This window comes from Methylorubrum pseudosasae, assembly GCF_029504475.1.
In the GTDB taxonomy this organism is placed as follows: Bacteria; Pseudomonadota; Alphaproteobacteria; order Rhizobiales; family Beijerinckiaceae; genus Methylobacterium; species Methylobacterium extorquens.
The window spans coordinates 3,935,594-3,952,804 of sequence record NZ_JAQGDU010000002.1; the positions used below are offsets into that span (position 1 = coordinate 3,935,594).

The 17,211-nt window shown below is 67.9% G+C and carries 15 protein-coding genes; 6 read left to right on the forward strand and 9 right to left on the reverse strand.

Translation table 11 applies throughout. The features are described from left to right. Window positions 1-2: 2 nt before the first annotated feature. From M2437_RS19570 to M2437_RS19590, 5 genes are all read right to left on the reverse strand, one after another. Window positions 3-296: an aa3-type cytochrome c oxidase subunit IV gene (locus M2437_RS19570; RefSeq protein WP_004446452.1), complete on the reverse strand. Its 294-nt coding sequence runs from the start codon at window positions 294-296 to the stop codon at window positions 3-5. 112 nt (window positions 297-408) lie between these two features. Next, on the reverse strand, window positions 409-1,779 hold the full coding sequence (locus M2437_RS19575; protein ID WP_253388429.1) for an ABC1 kinase family protein: 1,371 nt from the start codon (window positions 1,777-1,779) through the stop codon (window positions 409-411). Window positions 1,780-1,871: 92 nt separating this feature from the next. Further along, window positions 1,872-2,285, reverse strand: coding sequence for a type II toxin-antitoxin system death-on-curing family toxin (locus M2437_RS19580; RefSeq protein ID WP_253388430.1), 414 nt, complete (start codon window positions 2,283-2,285; stop codon window positions 1,872-1,874). After that, entirely contained in the window at window positions 2,282-2,707 is a 426-nt protein-coding gene (locus M2437_RS19585; RefSeq protein WP_182567389.1) for a hypothetical protein, read from the reverse strand. The genes M2437_RS19580 and M2437_RS19585 overlap by 4 nt, the downstream gene beginning before the upstream one ends. Before the next feature lie 78 nt (window positions 2,708-2,785). Continuing rightward, window positions 2,786-4,663: a M3 family oligoendopeptidase gene (locus M2437_RS19590; protein ID WP_253388431.1), complete on the reverse strand. Its 1,878-nt coding sequence runs from the start codon at window positions 4,661-4,663 to the stop codon at window positions 2,786-2,788. Between the two features lie 328 nt (window positions 4,664-4,991). On the opposite strand from M2437_RS19590, the gene M2437_RS19595 reads away from it, so the two are divergent. The 3 genes from M2437_RS19595 to M2437_RS19605 all read left to right on the forward strand — a co-directional run bounded on the left by M2437_RS19595 (window position 4,992) and on the right by M2437_RS19605 (window position 10,401). Then, the gene (locus M2437_RS19595) at window positions 4,992-6,482 is read left to right on the forward strand and encodes a sigma-54-dependent transcriptional regulator (RefSeq protein WP_004446447.1); all 1,491 of its coding nucleotides are present in this window, start codon (window positions 4,992-4,994) and stop codon (window positions 6,480-6,482) included. A gap of 246 nt (window positions 6,483-6,728) precedes the next feature. Further along, window positions 6,729-8,675: a L,D-transpeptidase family protein gene (locus M2437_RS19600; RefSeq protein ID WP_253388432.1), complete on the forward strand. Its 1,947-nt coding sequence runs from the start codon at window positions 6,729-6,731 to the stop codon at window positions 8,673-8,675. A gap of 235 nt (window positions 8,676-8,910) precedes the next feature. Further along, on the forward strand, window positions 8,911-10,401 hold the full coding sequence (locus M2437_RS19605; RefSeq protein WP_253388433.1) for a peptidoglycan L,D-endopeptidase MepK: 1,491 nt from the start codon (window positions 8,911-8,913) through the stop codon (window positions 10,399-10,401). Window positions 10,402-10,625: 224 nt separating this feature from the next. Here the strand turns inward: M2437_RS19605 and M2437_RS19610 are convergent, their stop codons facing one another. From M2437_RS19610 to M2437_RS19620, 3 genes are all read right to left on the reverse strand, one after another. Further along, on the reverse strand, window positions 10,626-10,892 hold the full coding sequence (locus M2437_RS19610) for a DUF2312 domain-containing protein (protein WP_003601858.1): 267 nt from the start codon (window positions 10,890-10,892) through the stop codon (window positions 10,626-10,628). A gap of 104 nt (window positions 10,893-10,996) precedes the next feature. Continuing rightward, entirely contained in the window at window positions 10,997-11,317 is a 321-nt protein-coding gene (locus M2437_RS19615) for a DUF1244 domain-containing protein (protein WP_076643565.1), read from the reverse strand. Window positions 11,318-11,375: 58 nt separating this feature from the next. Beyond that, complete coding sequence (locus M2437_RS19620) at window positions 11,376-12,149, reverse strand: N-formylglutamate amidohydrolase (RefSeq protein ID WP_015823078.1); 774 nt, start codon at window positions 12,147-12,149, stop codon at window positions 11,376-11,378. Window positions 12,150-12,376: 227 nt separating this feature from the next. On the opposite strand from M2437_RS19620, the gene M2437_RS19625 reads away from it, so the two are divergent. Together M2437_RS19625 and M2437_RS19630 are read left to right on the forward strand one after the other, a co-directional pair. Further along, entirely contained in the window at window positions 12,377-13,690 is a 1,314-nt protein-coding gene (locus tag M2437_RS19625; RefSeq protein WP_253388434.1) for a glycerate kinase type-2 family protein, read from the forward strand. Window positions 13,691-13,742: 52 nt separating this feature from the next. Next, on the forward strand, window positions 13,743-14,198 hold the full coding sequence (locus M2437_RS19630; protein ID WP_056504253.1) for a DUF1036 domain-containing protein: 456 nt from the start codon (window positions 13,743-13,745) through the stop codon (window positions 14,196-14,198). Window positions 14,199-14,524: 326 nt separating this feature from the next. Here M2437_RS19630 and M2437_RS19635 read toward each other — a convergent pair whose 3' ends face one another. Then, window positions 14,525-15,382, reverse strand: coding sequence for an outer membrane protein (locus tag M2437_RS19635; RefSeq protein ID WP_003601863.1), 858 nt, complete (start codon window positions 15,380-15,382; stop codon window positions 14,525-14,527). A 367-nt stretch (window positions 15,383-15,749) separates the two neighbouring features. On the opposite strand from M2437_RS19635, the gene pyk reads away from it, so the two are divergent. Further along, window positions 15,750-17,186: a pyruvate kinase gene (gene pyk / locus M2437_RS19640; RefSeq protein WP_003601864.1), complete on the forward strand. Its 1,437-nt coding sequence runs from the start codon at window positions 15,750-15,752 to the stop codon at window positions 17,184-17,186. Window positions 17,187-17,211 lie beyond the last annotated feature (25 nt).

The following is a 17,211-nucleotide window of genomic DNA, read 5'->3' on the forward strand; positions in this document are numbered from 1 at the left end:
CCTCAGCTGAGGAAGAGAATCGCGAGGAGTGCGGCGAAAACGAAGGCCTGGGCCTTCCAGCCGATGGCGGGGACGAAGGCACCGACGGCCGCGGCCACCCAGGAGACCAGCACGCCGATGATCGCGGTCACCCACGCTTCGTGCACGCCGCCGATGGCGAGAGCCGTCACCCAGCACAACACCGTGACGGTACCGATTTCGACGAAGCGGACGAAGCCCCGATAGGTCTGCTCGTGGGTCTTCTCGTCCATCGCCGGGCTGTAGTGCAGGCCGGTGAGGGTCTTCGTGTCCGCCATAGCGCGCCCGTTCCCTGGTATCGTTTTGCTTGTCACGCGCGGATTTAGCGCAACGCTTATCCGCGAGCAATCAGCTTGACGCTCAGGTACACATGTCGTGAGCCGGCTTTTGTCACACCGGATCGGGCAATCCGACCGCGGCCAGCGCCGCCCCCTGCCGCTCGGAAAGCGTGTCGAGCGAGAAGCGTTCGATCTCGGCTTCGAACAGTTGGTGGTAATTCAGTTCGGAGCGCAGGTGTAGGAAGACCGCGCCGAGCCCGACCGCGGCCCGATCCATGAACACGAATTCCTGCGGAACGGTGACCGGGCCCTTCTCCTTCAGCGCCTGATGCACGGAAAACGCCTCGCGCCGTCCGTAGGCGCCGGGATCGATCCCGTCGGCGACGGTGCGGGTGCGATCCTCTAGCAGCGGGCCGTAGATGAAGCGGGCCCAGATGTTGAGGATGTCGATGGTTTCGTTGTCGAGCTTCTTGAAGCCCCAGACTTCGTAGGCGTGGACAACCCGCGCGCGGTCCTCCTCCAGCAGGCCGCGGTAGAGATCGACCACACCGCCGACGAAGCGGGGATGGAAGATGCGCACGCAGCCATAATCGAGCAGGTTGATGCCCTGCGCTTCGCCGCCCTCGGAGAAGACGGTGTAATTGCCGAGATGAGGATCGCCGTGGATCACCGCGGCGCGGCTGAAGGGATGCCACCAAGCCCGGAACATCGCTTGAGCGAGTCGGTTGCGGATCTCGATCGGGCTCTGCGTGAAGTTCAGGATCTTCTCGCCGTCGAGCCAGCCGAGTGTGAGAAGCCGCTTCGTCGACAGATCGGAATGCACCGCAGGCACCCGCACGGAATCGATGTCCTTGAGCACGTCGCCATAAAGCGCAGCGTGCTTGGCCTCGCGGCCGTAATCGAGCTCCTCGCGCACCCGCGCGCCGATCTCCTTGGCGATCTCGGAGGTGTCGAGCCAGGAATTCATGCGCCGGTGGAGCGCGAAGGCGACCTGAAGCTGCTTGAGGTCCGCCTCGACCGCCGACTGCATGTCGGGATACTGGAGCTTGCAGGCGAGCGGCGCGTCATCGCGTGACTGAGCGCGGTGGACCTGACCCAGCGAGGCGGCGGCGGCCGGCTTGAGATCGAAGCTGCCGAAGCGGCTCTGCCAGTCGGCACCGAGTTCGGCCATCATCCGACGCTTGACGAAGGCCGCGCCCATCGGCGGCGCGTCGGCCTGAAGCTTCTGCAATTCGGCCGCGTATTCCGGAGGCAGCAGGTCCGGCACGGTGGCGAGCAGCTGTGCCACCTTCATGATCGGCCCCTTGAGGCCGCCGAGCGCCTGGGCCAGAGCCGCCGCGTTGTTGAGGCTCGCGCCGTCCTTGCCACCGAACAGGCGCGCCGCCGCCATCCGCGCGGCCACCCCTCCGACATTGGCGCCGACGCTGGCATAGCGGCTCGCGCGGGCGGTGAAGCGGTTGGCTTCGCGGTCGGTCTCGGCCATGGATTCGGATCGATTCCTATCGGGATTCGACCGGAGATAGGCGCTGCCCGGTCTCGCGCCCAGGGCGCTGGGACGGCGCGCCGCGGGCCGCGCTACGCTTTCGGCCAGTTATCGCGAATCCAGCGGGTCAGGCCGGATTCATCGATCTCGCCGGCGGCTAGGCCGAGGATGATGGCCGTCGCCTCAGCCGGGTCCGGCTCGAAAGGGATGTCGTTCAGCAACAGGAACCCCATCATCGCCATGAAACCAGCCCGCTTGTTGCCGTCCATGAAGGGGTGATTACGGACGACGCCGAAGGCGTAGGCAGCCGCTAGTTCGGCAAGTTCTGCATGCTCGTATCGCCAACGGTTGATCGGCCGCCCGACGGCCGACTCGAGAGCACCCCGATCACGAAGACCCACCGCTCCGCCGAAGATCCGAAGCTGACGGGCGTGGGCGTCCTCCACGTCCTCGACCGTCAGCCATTTGGGCTCAGTACCGTCCGATACCTCAAGATCTGCGCTCACTTCGCCAACTCGGTCAGCGTTGACCGGTAGCGGACCATGACATCTTCCATGATCTTGGCGACCTTGTCCCGATGACCGCCATCCGGCTCCGCAGGAAGCTCCCAAATCGTACCTGATTTCACGAACCGTGCTTTCCGCACGCGTCCACGGCGCTTCTCGCCACGGGCATCCCGGGCAATCCGAAACCCGCGGGCCGTCAGAAGATCACCGATCAGCGCCCCAGCCGACTGAATCGCATAATTCCGAATGCCGGGGTCGAGCTTTTCGATGATCGGCTCGATCTCCCAAACGGCCGCCTGGACCGCTGGGATCTCAAGCCTGCTGAGCAACTCATATTGTGGGAGCATCTCCGCACGGCTCAGAACGTCCTTGATGGGACGGGCATCCGGCCGCTCGAAAAATGCAGCGTGACTGGCATTCATGTGAACCTCCCGATGAAGGCACACATGTAGCCCGCAACGCTATATTTAGTCAACGTTGCGCTGTGCCACGTAGCTCGGTCAATTGTGTTCCATCGCCTCCAGCTCCGCGATCATCCCCTCGATCATCCCCAGCCCGATCTGCCAGAAGCCCGGATCGCTGGCATCGAGCCCGAACGGCTTCAGCAACTCGCCGTAGGGCTTCGAGCCGCCGGCCGAGAGCAGGGCGAAGTAGCGCTCGACGAAGCCGGGCTCGGCGCGGGCGTAGACGCCGTAAAGCGAGTTCACGAGACAATCGCCGAACGCGTAGGCGTAGACGTAGAACGGCGAGTGGATGAAGTGCGGGATGTAGGCCCAGAACGGCTCGTAACCCTTATCCAGGGTGATCGCCGGCCCGAGGCTCTCGGACTGCACCGACATCCAGAGCTCGTTGATCTGCTCGGCCGTCAGCTCGCCCTTGGCGCGGGCGAGGTGGACCTTCCGCTCGAACGAGTAGAACGCGATCTGGCGCACCACCGTGTTGATCATGTCCTCGACCTTGGCCGCGAGCATCGCCCGGCGCTGGGTCGGGTCCGTGGTCTGGCTCAGCAGCCGCTGGAAGGTCAGCATCTCGCCGAACACGCTCGCGGTCTCGGCCAGCGTCAGCGGGGTCGGCGCCATCAGCGCGCCGTTGGGTGCGGCGAGCACCTGATGCACGCCGTGGCCGAGTTCGTGCGCGAGGGTCATCACGTCGCGCGGCTTGCCCTGGTAATTCACCAGAACGTAGGGGTGAGCCGAGGGGACGGTCGGATGCGCGAAGGCGCCGGGTGCCTTGCCCGCTCGGGTCGGCGCATCGATCCAGCCACCGTCGAAGAACTTTTTGGCGATGCCGGCCATATCTGGTGAGAAGGCGTCGTAGGCCTCCAGCACCGTGTCACGGGCCTGGGCCCAGGGAATCGTGCGCTGCTCGACCTTCGGCAGCGGCGCGTTACGGTCCCAGTAGGGCAGCGCCTCGACACCGAACCACTTGGCCTTGAGCCGGTAGTAGCGGTGTGACAGCCGCGGATAGGCCGCGCGCACGGCCTCGACCATGGCGGCCACGACCTCCGGCTCGACGCGATTCGAGAGGTGGCGGGCACTGGCCACGTCCTTGAAGCCGCGCCAGCGGTCGGAGATCTCCTTGTCCTTGGCCAGCGTGTTGGTGATCAGCGTGAAGATGCGCAGATTCGCTCGCAGGGTCTCGCCGAGTGCCTGCGCCGCCTCCTGGCGCACCGCCCCGTCCGAATCGACGAGCTTGTTGAGCGTCGGCTCCAGCGTCAGGCGCTCGCCCTGAACCGAGAAGCGCAGCGAGGCGATCGTCTCATTGAACAGCCGGTCCCAGGCGGCGTTCGAGGTCACCGACTTGTCGAGGAACAGCTTCTCCGTCCGGTCGTCGAGCTGGTGCGGCTTCTCGCGCCGCAGATCCTCGATCCAGGGACGGTAATGGGCGAGCGGCCCGTCCGCCATCGCCGCGTCGAGCACCGCATCCTCGACGCGGTTCAGCTCCAGGCCGAAGAACAGCAGGTCGCCCGAGGCCGTGGTCAGCCGCTCGCGGGTGTCGCCGTAGAACTTGGCGCGGGTCTCGTCCGTCGTATCGCCGGAATAGACGAGACCGGCATAGGACATCAGCCGCCCCATCAGATCCTCGATCCGCTCGAAGGTCTGCACCGCCTCGCCGAGGACGGACGAGGCATCCGGCCCGGCCGCGATCTCGGCAATCCGGCCCGCATAACGTTCGGCGAAGGCCCGGCTCTCGGCCTCGGCCCGATCGAGATCCTCGCGGAAGGCCGGCGCGTCCATGCTCGGATAGAGGTCGGTGAGGTCCCATTCCGGCAGCACGCCGAGATCGGCCGCCTGGATCGCGCCGCGCACCGCCGCGAGTTCCTCAGCCTCTCTCGGCAGGTCCGGCGACAGGGCGGCGAAAACGGCTCGGCTCGACATGATGTGCTGTTTCCTCGACGTGGGGGACCGCCGCTTCGGCATTGGGCGCGCCAGCGCGACCAGGGGCAGATATCGAGCGCAGGACCGTCGCGATCAACTGCGCTCCGCAATCTGGGTCGCGTGAGCGCCTACGGAAGGTGCCCCTGGACGCGCTGTCACGTCGATTGGAACGCCGTGCGGGCTAAATTCGAGCGTCGTTAAGCGGCGCTTTACGGTCTTGGGCGACCCTGTGCCTCGAAACGAAACAGCCGCCGCCATGCGCCGCCGGTCTCCGCTGGGAGGCCGGGTCGGCCCGCGGCCGGTTTGAGCGGAAAGCGAGGCGCCCCGCATGTCGACCACCGTTCTCATCATCGACGACGATCCCGTGCAGCGTCGCCTCGCCGAGGCAATGGTGCGCCGCCTCGGTTTCCAGGCACAGATTGCGGAGAACGGCCATGACGGGTTGAACCTCCTGCGCAGCGGCGAGAGCGTCGATGTCGTGCTGCTCGATCTCGTCATGCCCGGCGGCATGGACGGGCTGAGCGTGCTGGCCGAGATGCGCAAGAGCGGCATCGATACCCCCGTCATCGTGCAGACGTCGAACGGCTCCATCGACGCGGTGGTGAACGCCATGCGGGCGGGCGCCGTCGATTTCGTGGTCAAGCCGGCCGGTGCCGAACGGCTCCAGGTCTCGATCAAGAACGCGCTGCGGGTCGATCAACTCGAGGAGGAGGTGCGCCGGATGCGCCGTCGCGCTTCGGGCGCGCTGGGCTTCAAGGATCTCGCCTCGAAGAGCCCGGACATGGAGCGGGTGATTCGGCTGGCGGAGCGGTCGGCGAAATCGAACATTCCCGTCCTGATCGAGGGCGAATCAGGCGTTGGCAAGGAAGTGCTGGCGCGCGCGATCCAGGGCTCGGGCGACCGGCGCGGCAAGGCCTTCGTCACCGTCAATTGCGGGGCGATCCCCGAGAACCTCGTCGAATCGACCCTGTTCGGTCACGAGAAGGGCGCCTTCACCGGCGCCACGGAGAAGCATGTCGGTAAGTTCGTCGAGGCGTCGGGGGGCACGCTGTTCCTCGACGAGATCGGCGAGCTGCCCCTCGACGCACAGGTGAAGCTCCTGCGGGCGCTGCAGGAGGGCGAGGTCGATCCCGTCGGCGGCAAGCGCGCCGTGCGCGTCGATATCCGCCTGATCTCGGCCACCAACCGCTCGCTGCTCGACCTCGTGAAACAGGGCAAGTTCCGCGAGGATCTCTATTACCGCCTCAACGTCTTCCCCATGACGCTGCCGCCGCTGCGGGCGCGGCGCGAGGACATTCCGGACCTCGTGCGCTCGTTCTGCGCGCGGTTCGCGGCGGAAGAGGGCAAACGCCTGCGCGGCATCACGGCCGAGGCGATGGCGTTGCTCTCGCGCTATCCCTGGCCCGGCAACGTGCGCCAGCTCGAGAACGCGCTGTTCCGTGCGGTCGTGCTCGCCGACGGCGACGAACTGACGGTTGCCGAGTTTCCGCAGATCGCGGCGCAGGTCGAGGGCTTCGACGTGCGTATCCCGCCGCTGCCGACACAGGCCGCCCTGCCTGCGGGCGGTCTTGAGCCGGTGCGGGAGATCGTCCGCGTCGAGGTGCGCGATCCCCACGCCATGTCGCTCGTCGTCGAGGACACCGGCGACATGAAGACGATGGAAGCCGTCGAGGCGGAGGTGATCCGCTTCGCCCTGCAATTTTACCGCGGCCGAATGTCCGAAGTCTCCCGCCGCCTCGGAATCGGCCGATCGACCCTCTACCGCAAACTCAAGGAGCTCGGCCTCGACGACGAGGAGCGTTCCGAGGACGCCGCCTGAGGCCGGACAGTCGTTCAAAGCATCGTCCCGAAAGGCAGCCGCCGGCTTTCGGGACGATGCGAAAACAAGAGGCAAACGCATCGTCCTTGATCCGATATCAAGGACGATGGGCGTGCCTCGGCTATTCGCCTTCAGGTTCCGGCCTGGCCGCGACATGTGGTCGTGTGGTTGCGCACGGCCGTGCTTCGGTCGATGATCTTTAAGCAGAGCTGCGGCAGTCTCGGCCGTATCCAGGGAGTTGCCGACATGCGCGCTGCATCGGAAGCCGGAACGGGCATCGCGCGGACCCTGTCCGTTGCGCTGGCGGCCCTCCTCGCTTTCAGCCAAGCCCCGGCCCGTGCCGAGGAAGCGCCTGCCGCGACGGAGTCCGGCGTCGTTATCCGTAAGGCCGCTGTCGACGTTGCCAACGAGCCGGTGGTCACGCCCGACGCCTCCAACGGCGCGGCACCGACCGTCGATGCGCCTGCGCCCCCCGCAGAGCCGACGCCCGCGCCCGCGGCCGAGGGGCCACCGGCCCCGGTCGCGCCGAGCGAGCCGCTTCCCGCGGCGGTCTATGCGCGGCTCAACGACACCGCGCCGCTCCTGCAACGCCTGACCGGCAAGGACCGCGAGGCGATCCAGGCCTTCTATGCGCTCGGCAACTTCAAGCCGGTCTGGATCGAGAACCGGGCCTTCACCGCCGCCGCCAACGCGGCCATCGCCCGCCTGAGAGAAGCGGGCGAGGATGGGCTCGATCCGAACGCCTATCCCGTTCCGGTGGTGGGCAAGCTCAGCCGTCCGGACACGGATGCGGAAATCGCCGAGGCCGACCTCAAGCTCTCGGCCGCGCTCGCCCTCTACGCCCGCGACGCCCGCGGCGGCCGGGTGAATCCGGCCGCGATCTCGAGGCTCATCACGCCCACCCTCGACCTGCCGCCGGCCGACACAGTGCTGACCCGTCTCGCCGCTTCGGGCGCGGGGGCCGGCGACGTACTGCAAGGCTACAATCCGCGCCAGCCCGGCTACCTCGCCCTGAAGAAGCGCCTCGCCGGCCTGCGTGCCGGCCGGACGCAAGGGGCGCCGAGCGTCAAGCTTCCCGACGGGCCGGTGCTCAAGCTTGGGATGAGCGACCCCCGGGTGCCGTTGCTGCGCAGCCGCTTCGGTCTCGACGCGAGCGCCGCCGGCACCCTCGATTCGGCGCCCGGCGAGGCGGATGCCTACGACCGCGCCGTTGCCGATGCCGTCAAGAACTTCCAGCGCAGCCGTGGCCTGCCGGCGAACGGAACGCTCACCCGCGCCACCGTCGCGGCGCTCGCCAGTTCGAGCGTGCCGAAGACGAGCGCGAGCGAGGCCGACATCCTCGTCAACATGGAGCGCTGGCGCTGGCTGCCGCCCGAACTCGGACCGAACTACGTCTTCGTGAACGTGCCCGAATTCAAGCTGAAGGTGTTTCGCGACGGGCAGGTGCGCGACGAAACCCGGGTGATCGTCGGCAAGCCGACGAGCCCGACGCCGACCTTCTCGGGGATGATGGAATACGCCGTCGTCAACCCGTCCTGGTACGTGCCGCCCTCGATCCTGAAGCAGATGCTGGCCTCGGGCCGCACCGCCGGGTTCGAGGTGGTGCGCCGGGGCGGCAACATCTCCCTGCGTCAGCCGCCGGGCGAGCGGAACGCGCTTGGCTTCATCAAGTTCATGTTCCCCAACCAGCACGCGGTCTACCTGCACGACACGCCGAACCGCTCGCTGTTCTCCGCCTCGACCCGAGCCTTCAGCCACGGCTGCGTGCGCGTGGACGACCCGTTCCGCTTCGCCGACGCGGTGCTGCCGAGCTGGACGCAGGAGCGCCTCAAGAAGCTGATCGGCAAGGGCGAGCGGACGCTGCGCCTGCCCGAGAAGCTGCCGGTGCACCTCGCCTACTTCACGGCGGAGGTGGACGATCTCGGCTCCTACCGCACTCTGCCGGACCTCTATGGCTACGATGGGCCGATGAAGGTCGCGCTGGGGCTCGCCGCCCGCTCGGAGGCCGTGGCGAAAGCGCCCGCGAAGGAGAGGCGCGCAAGTGCCGAGGCCGCCCGTTCGGCCCCGCGCCAAGCCGTGGCGCGCGAGGCGGTGCGCAGCGAGCGCCGCGCCCCGCCCCGCCGTTCGTCGGACATGTTCAGCGAGCCGGAGAGCGCCCCCACCTACGCTTATCCGCCGCGCAGCTACTGGTAGGCCGGCAGTCGCGTTTCACTCCGGATGAGCCATCGACGGCATCGTTCTGCGCGGAACAGCGCGGGGCCGAGATCACGCTTGAATCTTGCGAGGCACTTTTTTGCCACGGTTGGTCCGTAGCCATCTCTGAAAGACGGTGAGCAGCACGGGCCCCGACGATCCGCCTTTCCGGTCCTCGGTCATCCTTGCGCCTCGCGGCATCGCCGATGCCGCGCCGTTTCGTGGGGTGAGGACCATGCTGCGCACGATCCGGGACCGCCTGTCCTCGAACCGCACTTCGCCCTCCCCGCGCCTGAAGCGCCTCGCCTCCGCTGCAGGCGCGATGGCCGCCCTGCTCGTCGCCGGCACGGTCGAGACCCAGGACGCCGTCGCCAACGGCGACACCCGCAGCCTCTCCATGGTGCACGAGCACACGGGGGAGACGCTGAACGTCACCTTCAAGCGCGATGGACGCTACGACCGCGCCGCCCTCGACCAGATCAACTGGCTGATGCGCGACTGGCGCGAGAACGAATCGATCAAAATGGACCCGCGCCTATTCGACGTGGTGTGGGAGGCGCAGCGCTCCGTCGGCTCGACCGCGCCGCTGCGCATCGTCTGCGGCTACCGCAGCCCGAAGACCAACGGCATGCTGCGTCGCCGCTCCTCGGGCGTCGCCGACACCAGCCAGCACATGCTCGGCAAGGCCATGGATTTCTTCATGACCGACGCCTCGATCGACCAGATCCGCGCGGTCGGCATGCGGATGCAGCGCGGCGGCGTCGGCTGGTATCCCCGCTCCGGGTCACCCTTCGTGCATCTCGATGTCGGCTCGGTGCGCTCCTGGCCGCGCATGAGCCACGACCAGCTTGCCCGCCTGTTCCCGGACGGAAAGACCGTCCACCTTCCCGCCAACGGCAAGCCGCTCGCCCGCTACGAGGAGGCTCGCGCCGAGATCCTGTCCCGCGGCGGCACGGTGCTGGGCTACACCGCACTCGCCAGCGCCGACGAGGTCGGCGAGGGGCCGGGGCTCAAGGGCTTCTTCGCCTCGCTCTTTGGCGGAAACGGCGGGACCGACGCGCCGCCGGCCGCGCTCGCCGGCGCCGCCATGCCGTCCAAGGCTCGGACTAAGCCGAGCATCGCGGTCGCCAGCGCCGATCCGGCCGACGGAACCGGGGCGATGGCCTATGCCGCGCCCGCGGCCTCCGAAGCCTTGCGCGCGACGACCCTGCGCCGGGACGGCGCCTCGGCGAAGGAATTGCTGACGGGCGAAGCGGATCAGGCGGTGGTCGCACCGCTGCCGCCGCGGCGTCCCTTGGAATTCGCCGTCGTGGCCACCGCCCTGACCATTCCGCTGCCGCCGCAACGCCCGGTACAGCTCGCCTCTCTCAATGGCGAGGGCCTGGGCGGCATGGTTCACGTGGCGCAGGCGGGGAGCGAGACGGCCACCGAAGCGCCTGAACCGGCCATTGTCGAGGCGCGTCTGGTGCCGGCGGATGCCGAACCGCGCGAGCAAGTCCGCAGCCTGTTCTTCGCCGCGGTTCAGGGCGTGTCGGAGCCGGCCGCGCCGACCGCTCTCGTTCGCGTGGCACTGGCGCGTCCGCGTCCCGACGAGGCGCTGCCCGCGGAGGCCCTGCACATCCCCTCGGTCGAGGCTCTGAACGGGCGTTTCTCAGCCGAACCACTCACGCTGTCCGCCACCCGCTTCACCGGGTCCGCGACGCAGGGTCCGGTCCAGGGCCGTTGACGCCTGAGGCGCCCGCGCTCCCTTCGGGGGCATTCAGCCGTGGGCGCCGATGCTGCTCGACGAGCACCCGCTTTCCATTCACGCCCCTCATCCTGAGATGCGCGCGTCAGCGGGCCTCGAAGGATCTTCCAGGGATCGTGCGAAAGCTGGAGGATCCTTCGAGGCCGCTGCGCGGCATCTCAGGATGAGGTCTGGACTGGGTTTCTGATGTGGCTTCGGTGGCGCTAGGCCATGCCGAGTGCCTGGAGGTAGAGCTCGAGGATCGCCTCCTCCTCCTGACGCTCGTCGTGGTCGCGCTTGCGCAGGGAGATGATCTTGCGCAGCACCTTCACATCGAAGCCGTTGGCCTTGGCTTCGGCGTAGACATCCTTGATGTCGCCCGCGATGCCGGCCTTCTCCTCTTCGAGACGCTCGATGCGCTCGATGATGCTCTTGAGCTGGTCGGCGGCGACCGAGGACGGGTCGACGGCGGGGGCAGGCGAGGCGGCCATGGCAGCGCTCCTTCACGCGAGGGATGGCGTGCGTCCGAAGACCCACGCCGGATGCCTGGGGATTACGGCATCAACCTTACCTGCTCGTTGATGCCCGCGCCCCCTCAGTGACCGCTCGTCTGAGCCGCCGAGAAGCGTGCCTGCTGCTCGGGGCCCGCCTCGGTCTGGTGCTTCTGCTTCCACTCCTCGTAGGGCATGCCGTAGACGTGCTCCCGGCTCTGATCCTTCGAGACAGCGAGGCCGCGCTCGTCGGCCGCGTCTTTCAGCCAGTTCGACAGGCAGTTGCGGCAGAACCCGGCGAGATTCATCAGGTCGATGTTCTGCACATCGGTGCGGTTGCGCAGATGCGACACGAGGCGGCGGAACACGGCCGCTTCCAGCTCGGTCTGCGTGGCGGGATCGATTCCGGTCATGGGCTCGGTCATGGGGGCGGCTTTCGCTGTCGAGGGGATCACGCAGAGGTCGCCCTGCGATCCTCTCCCGTCAAGCGGGCGGACGCAGCATCGGCCTCAGGATGCGGGCGAAGCGCTGCGCCCATTCCTCCTGGCCCTCGGGCCCGCCGATCAGATCCTGGCGGATCTCGATCAGGGCGTTGGGCAGGCCGCGGACGGTGGCGTGCCGGTCGATCGTGTCGCCGGGCAGGCCGCCATCGTAGGGCTGGTTGTCGCCGACGCAGAGGCCGGCCGGATCGGCCTTGAGCGCCTCGATCAGCAGGCGGCTCAGCCCCGCGTCCTGATCGTAGAGGATGCCGACCTGCCAGGGTCGGGCGATGGTGCGCCAGAACGGCGTGAAGCTGTGGATCGTCACGAACATCGGACGCACGCCTGCGGCTTCCGACCGGCCGACCGCCTCGTCCACGGCGCGGTCGAACGGCACGTAGAAGCGCCGAATCCGTTCTGCGATGCCGGCCGCATCGATCCGGGCGTTGCCGGGCACGATCGCCCCGTCGGAGAGCCGCATCACCAGGGTCGGATCGCGCCGGCCCCGGTTCGGATCGATGATGAGTCGCGAGAACTGCGTCAGCACCGCCGGAACCCCGAGCCGGGCGGCGAGCCGGCGCGTCACCTCGGCGGCCCCGATGTCGTAGGCGATGTGACGGGAGAATTCGGCTTCCGGCACGCCGAGCCGGCCGAGATCCTCCGGTACCGCGTTCGAGGCGTGTTCGCAGACGAGCAGGAGGCCCAGGGACGCATCGCCCTCAATGCGCTCGATCGGGTGTTCGGGGCGGGTTTTGGTCTCGGGTTCAAGGGAGAGCATGGCGCTTATCTGGGCCGCCGCGGCGAGATCGAAAGGGGCGCGGCTCTCGCCGCCGACCCGCCATGCGCAGGGCGCTCCATAAAACGACGAGCAAGGATGGTGCCGGGGTCAAAAAGAATGCTCCGGCGCCCGAAAGTTTTGTGAAACCGCGAAGGCTTGCCGACACGGCAGCGCTCGGGCAAGCAAACGCACAAACAAGAACCGTCAAGACCCGCGCGAGGACGCCCATGACCGCCCCTGCCCCGACCGATCCGGCCCACGCGGAGCGTCGCGCCCTCCTCTCGTCGATCCTCGATGAGGCGATCGCCGCCGCCCATCCGCGCAAGTGCCTCGTCGGGCACCTGCCGGCCCCGACGCCGGGGCGGCTGATCATTCTCGGTGCGGGCAAGGCCGGCGGCAGCATGGCCGCGGTGGCGAGCAAGTTTTACCGCCAGGAGCACGGAGTGCCGGAGGACCGGATCGTCGGTCTCGCCGTGGCCCGGCACGGTTACGGCGAGGAGGCTCCCGGCATTCGCATGGTCGAGGCCGGCCACCCGGTTCCCGATGCGGCCGGCATCGAGGCAACCAAGGAAGCCCTCGCCATCGCCGCGAGCGCGGGCCCGGAGGACGAGGTTCTGGTGCTGCTCTCCGGCGGCGGCTCGGCGAACTGGATCGCGCCTGCCGGCAACCTGACGCTCACGGAGAAGCAGGCGATCACCAAGGCTTTGCTGCGCTCGGGTGCGCCGATCAACGAGATCAACGCCGTCCGCAAGCACCTCTCGCGCATCAAGGGCGGGCGGCTTGCGATGGCGGCACGCAACGCGAAGTCGATTCTGACGCTTGCCATCTCCGACGTGCCGCATGACGACCCGTCCGTGATCGCCTCCGGCCCGACCGTGCCCGACCCCTCCACCCTGGCCGATGCCCGCGCGATCTGCGAACGCCGCGGCATCAGCCTGCCCGAATCCGCGCTCGCCCTGCTGAACGATCCGGCCAACGAAACGCCGAAGGCGGGCGATCCGGCTTTTGCCCGGGCCGAGTACCGTATCATCGCCCGGCCGATCGACGCGCTCGAAGCGGCGGCCGAGGCTGCCCGGCGGGCCGGCTACGAGCCGGTGATGCTGGGCTCCGATCTCGAGGGCGAGGCCCGCGAGGTCGCGGCCGAACATGGCCGGCTGGCGCTCGAGGCGCGGCAGGCGGGGCGTCGCGTCGCCCTGATCTCCGGCGGCGAACTCACCGTCACCATTCGCGGCGAGGGTGATGGCGGCCCCAATCAGGAATATGCGCTGGCGCTCGCCATCGCGCTCGACGGGGCCGATGGCATCGCCGGCATCGCCGCCGATACCGACGGCACCGATGGTGGGCGCGGCGCGGCGACGGACCCTGCGGGCGGCTTGGTCGATGCCACGACGCTGTCACGCGCCCAGGCTGCAGGACTCGATCCGAAAGCGATGCTGCTCGACAACGATTCGACGCGATTCTTCGCGACAATCGGCGATCTCGTTCAGCCGGGCCCCACTCGGACCAATGTCAACGATTGCCGCGTCATCCTCGTCGGTTGAGTTCCTGACAGCATCGTCCCAAAAGGCGGCCACCGGCTTTTGGAAGAAGACGATGCAGAAACAAGCGAGAGCGCGCTCGCGGCGCAGGGCCGTCCTCGGGCTCTGCCTCGGCGCCTCCGCGCTCCTCCCCCTCCCCGCTTCGGCCGATCTGCGCCTGTGCAACCAGACCGCCAGCAAGGTCGGCGTGACCCTGGGCTACCGGGATGCGCAGGGTTGGGTAACGGAAGGTTGGTGGGATCTGAAGCCGCGTAATTGCGAGACCCTGCTCAAGGGCTCGCTGGCGGCGCAGTTCTATTATCTCTACGCCGTCGATTACAGTCGCGGCGGCGAGTGGAGTGGGCGCGCCATGATGTGCACCCGCGACACCGCCTTCACCATCCGCGGTGTCGAGGATTGTCTTGCCCGCGGCTTCGACCGCAACGGCTTCATCGAGGTCGATACCGGCCAGCAGCGGAACTGGACGATCCAGCTCTCCGATCCGGGCCAACCTCTGGCCGGCGGCCCGTAGAGACGCCCGCTCGCCGCGATTCGTAGCGCGACCGGGCAGACCACTTCGATTTGTATCGGTGCTGCCGAACGCGGCCATTGAGGCATCGCGCCATGCGGGAGCGAGGTCCCCTCGGGCCGTGGTTCGCATGCCGGCATCGAACTTCACGCGAGGAATGGAACGGGCGCCCCGCCATCAGCGACGTCGGCGGTGCAATCGCGCCACGCCGATCTGGACGAATGAAGAGCGCCGTCCTCCGCAACCACATCCGATCAGAGCTGCCCAAACGAAAACGGGCGCCTCGCGGAGGCGCCCGTTGAACGTCGTTGGTCTGTGAGGTTCGAGGCTTAGAGGCCGCTGAACTTGTAGTTGAAGCCGGCGCGGATCAGGCTGCCCTCGGTCGCAAAGCGCGCGGTGTAGGAGCCGGCCGGGACCGGCGCGGTCTGGTTGATCAGCACGTTGCGGCTGCCGAGATCGTAGCGAATGTACTCCGCCTTGATCGTCACGTCGGACTTGATGCCGAGCCAGCGACCGACCGAGAAGTAGTTCAGGAAGCTGTCGACCGGGATCGCGTACTCGATGCCGCCGCCGTAGTTGTAGCCGGTCTCGAAGATCTTGCGACCGCCGCCGGTGTACTGGAGGACGGTGGCGCCCGGGTTGAAGAAGTCCGCGCCGTAGCTGACGTGACCGAACGCGAGACCGCCGGTGCCGTAGACGAAGAACCGGTCGAAGGCGTAGCCGAGCTTGCCGTTGACGGTGCCGAGGAAGTCCAGGCTCTGCGTGTAGACGCTGGCGTTGCCGATGGTGGGGTTCGGCGCGCCGTAGAAGCCCGTGCGCTTGTCGAGGTCGAGCCAGGTGGCGTCGAAGGCCAGACCGGCCACGAAGCCGCCGCCCGGCGTGAACTGATGGTTGTAGCCGAAGCCGCCGCCGATGCGGGAGAAGCCATCGACCTCGCTCTTGAGGGAGGCGGGGCGACGGGCGAGCGTCACGTTGCTGGCGGTGAAGGGGTCGTTGCCGCGGGTCTGGATGTTCGGGTTGTCGGTGAACGCGTAACCCGTGTGCAGGCCGGCGTAGAAGCCGGTCCAGGTGAAGACCGGGACGGGCGCGAAAGCGATCGGCGGAGCCTCACGGCGCGGCAGATCGGCGGCGAGCGCGGCGGTGCTCACGAGTGCCGCGGTGCCGCCCAGGAGGAGAGCTCTGATCACGATGGGTCCGCCTTCGAAGAATGCTGATTTCGAGGGCTAAGCTATCAGCGGGACGGCCAAGCTGCCTATGACTTTCCAGCAACACGCAGCGTCGATAACGCCAGAGTTGCGTTGTGCGGCGCGTAAACGCTTAGATCTCGGAAAGTTGAACAACAGACAGTGGCGAGGCAAAGAAAAAGTTCCCGTATCAGCCTTCGGGTTGAAATGCGTCGATGCTCCGGCCTTGACCTCGCGGGCCGGGGGATGCTTCTGGCCGCCAAGCCCCCGTCCGGCCATCGGCGCCCGCCCGCGCGCCACCCATCCGCCGGGCCGTTCCCGCACGCGATTGCCGCGCCTCGCGGGTCCAGCGGGTATGATGGAGGCCCCTTTGAAGCGCTCGCGCCGCACCAAGATCGTCGCCACCCTCGGCCCGGCATCCGACACGCCGGAGATGATCGAGAAGCTGTTCCACGCCGGTGCGGACGTGTTCCGCATCAACATGAGCCATCTGGCTCGCGAGAAACTGCCCGAACGCATCGAGGTGATTCGCACCATCGAGCGCGAGGCCAAGCGCCCCATCGGCATCCTCGTGGACCTTCAGGGCCCGAAGCTGCGGCTCGGCACCTTCGTGGGCGACGCGGCCGTGCTGGAGAACGGCCAGACCTTCGTGCTCGATTCGGATCCGACACCGGGCGATACCGACCGCGTCTTCCTTCCCCATCCCGAGATTCTTTCGGCGCTGGAGCCCAGCCACGGCATCCTGATCGACGATGGCAAGCTTCGCCTCATCGTCACGGAGGTGAGCGAGGGGCGTGCCGTCACCCGCGTCGAGGTCGGCGGTCGCATCTCGAATCGCAAGGGCGTGTCGCTGCCCCACACCGTGCTGCCGGTGCCGGCGATGACCGAGAAGGATCGCGGTGATCTGGAAGCGGGCCTCGCGGCCGGCGCCGACTGGATCGCGGTGTCCTTCGTGCAGCGCCCGGAAGACGTGGCGGAGGTCAAGAAGGTCGCCGCCGGGCGCGCCCTGGTGATGGCCAAGATCGAGAAGCCGCAGGCGCTCACCCGCCTCGATGAGATCATCGAGATCTCCGACGGCATCATGGTCGCCCGCGGCGACCTCGGCGTCGAGATGCCGCTCGAACAGGTGCCGGGCGTGCAGAAGCGCATCACCCGCGTCGCCCGCCGGCTCGGCAAGCCGGTCGTCGTCGCGACGCAGATGCTCGAATCGATGATCACCTCACCGGTGCCGACCCGCGCCGAGGTGTCGGACGTGGCCACCGCCGTCTACGAGGGCGCGGATGCGGTGATGCTCTCGGCCGAAAGCGCCGCCGGCGACTTTCCGGTCGAGGCGATTGGCACCATGAACCGCATCGCCGAGCAGGTGGAGCGCGACGCGCTCTACTGGTCGATCCTGATGGCGCAGCGTTCCGAGCCGGAGCCGACGGCCTCCGACGCCATCGCGGCCGCTGCCCACCAGATCGTCGAGGCGCTGAGCCTGCGCTCGATCATGGCCTGGACCCATTCCGGTTCAACGGTGCTGCGGCTGGCGCGCGCCCGGCCCAATGCCAGCGTCATCGCGCTGACGCCGAAGCGCGAGACGGCGCGGCGCCTCACCATGGCCTGGGGCGTGCACCCGATCGTCACCAAGGATGCCAGCGACGTGGACGACATGGCCTTCCGCGCCGCGAAGTTCGCGGTGCGCGAGCGCTTCGCCGAGATCGGCGACCGGGTGATCATCGTGGCCGGCGTGCCGTTCGGCATTCCGGGGGCGACCAACATGGTGCGCATCGCCTTCGTCACCCGCGAGCACGCCGAGCGGGCCTGACACGTCGCTCCGTATATCGGATCCG

What these genes read in the sequence shown, in the direction of transcription:
- M2437_RS19620 (WP_015823078.1), bottom strand. Translation starts at nt 12,149, where the DNA reads ATGCTCTCCCTTGAACCCGAGACCAAAACCCGCCCCGAACACCCGATC.
- M2437_RS19630 (WP_056504253.1), top strand. Translation starts at nt 13,743, where the DNA reads ATGCAGAAACAAGCGAGAGCGCGCTCGCGGCGCAGGGCCGTCCTCGGG.
- M2437_RS19575 (WP_253388429.1), bottom strand. Translation starts at nt 1,779, where the DNA reads ATGGCCGAGACCGACCGCGAAGCCAACCGCTTCACCGCCCGCGCGAGC.
- M2437_RS19570 (WP_004446452.1), bottom strand. Translation starts at nt 296, where the DNA reads ATGGCGGACACGAAGACCCTCACCGGCCTGCACTACAGCCCGGCGATG.
- M2437_RS19600 (WP_253388432.1), top strand. Translation starts at nt 6,729, where the DNA reads ATGCGCGCTGCATCGGAAGCCGGAACGGGCATCGCGCGGACCCTGTCC.
- M2437_RS19585 (WP_182567389.1), bottom strand. Translation starts at nt 2,707, where the DNA reads ATGAATGCCAGTCACGCTGCATTTTTCGAGCGGCCGGATGCCCGTCCC.
- M2437_RS19590 (WP_253388431.1), bottom strand. Translation starts at nt 4,663, where the DNA reads ATGTCGAGCCGAGCCGTTTTCGCCGCCCTGTCGCCGGACCTGCCGAGA.
- M2437_RS19610 (WP_003601858.1), bottom strand. Translation starts at nt 10,892, where the DNA reads ATGGCCGCCTCGCCTGCCCCCGCCGTCGACCCGTCCTCGGTCGCCGCC.
- M2437_RS19625 (WP_253388434.1), top strand. Translation starts at nt 12,377, where the DNA reads ATGACCGCCCCTGCCCCGACCGATCCGGCCCACGCGGAGCGTCGCGCC.
- M2437_RS19595 (WP_004446447.1), top strand. Translation starts at nt 4,992, where the DNA reads ATGTCGACCACCGTTCTCATCATCGACGACGATCCCGTGCAGCGTCGC.
- M2437_RS19615 (WP_076643565.1), bottom strand. Translation starts at nt 11,317, where the DNA reads ATGACCGAGCCCATGACCGGAATCGATCCCGCCACGCAGACCGAGCTG.
- M2437_RS19605 (WP_253388433.1), top strand. Translation starts at nt 8,911, where the DNA reads ATGCTGCGCACGATCCGGGACCGCCTGTCCTCGAACCGCACTTCGCCC.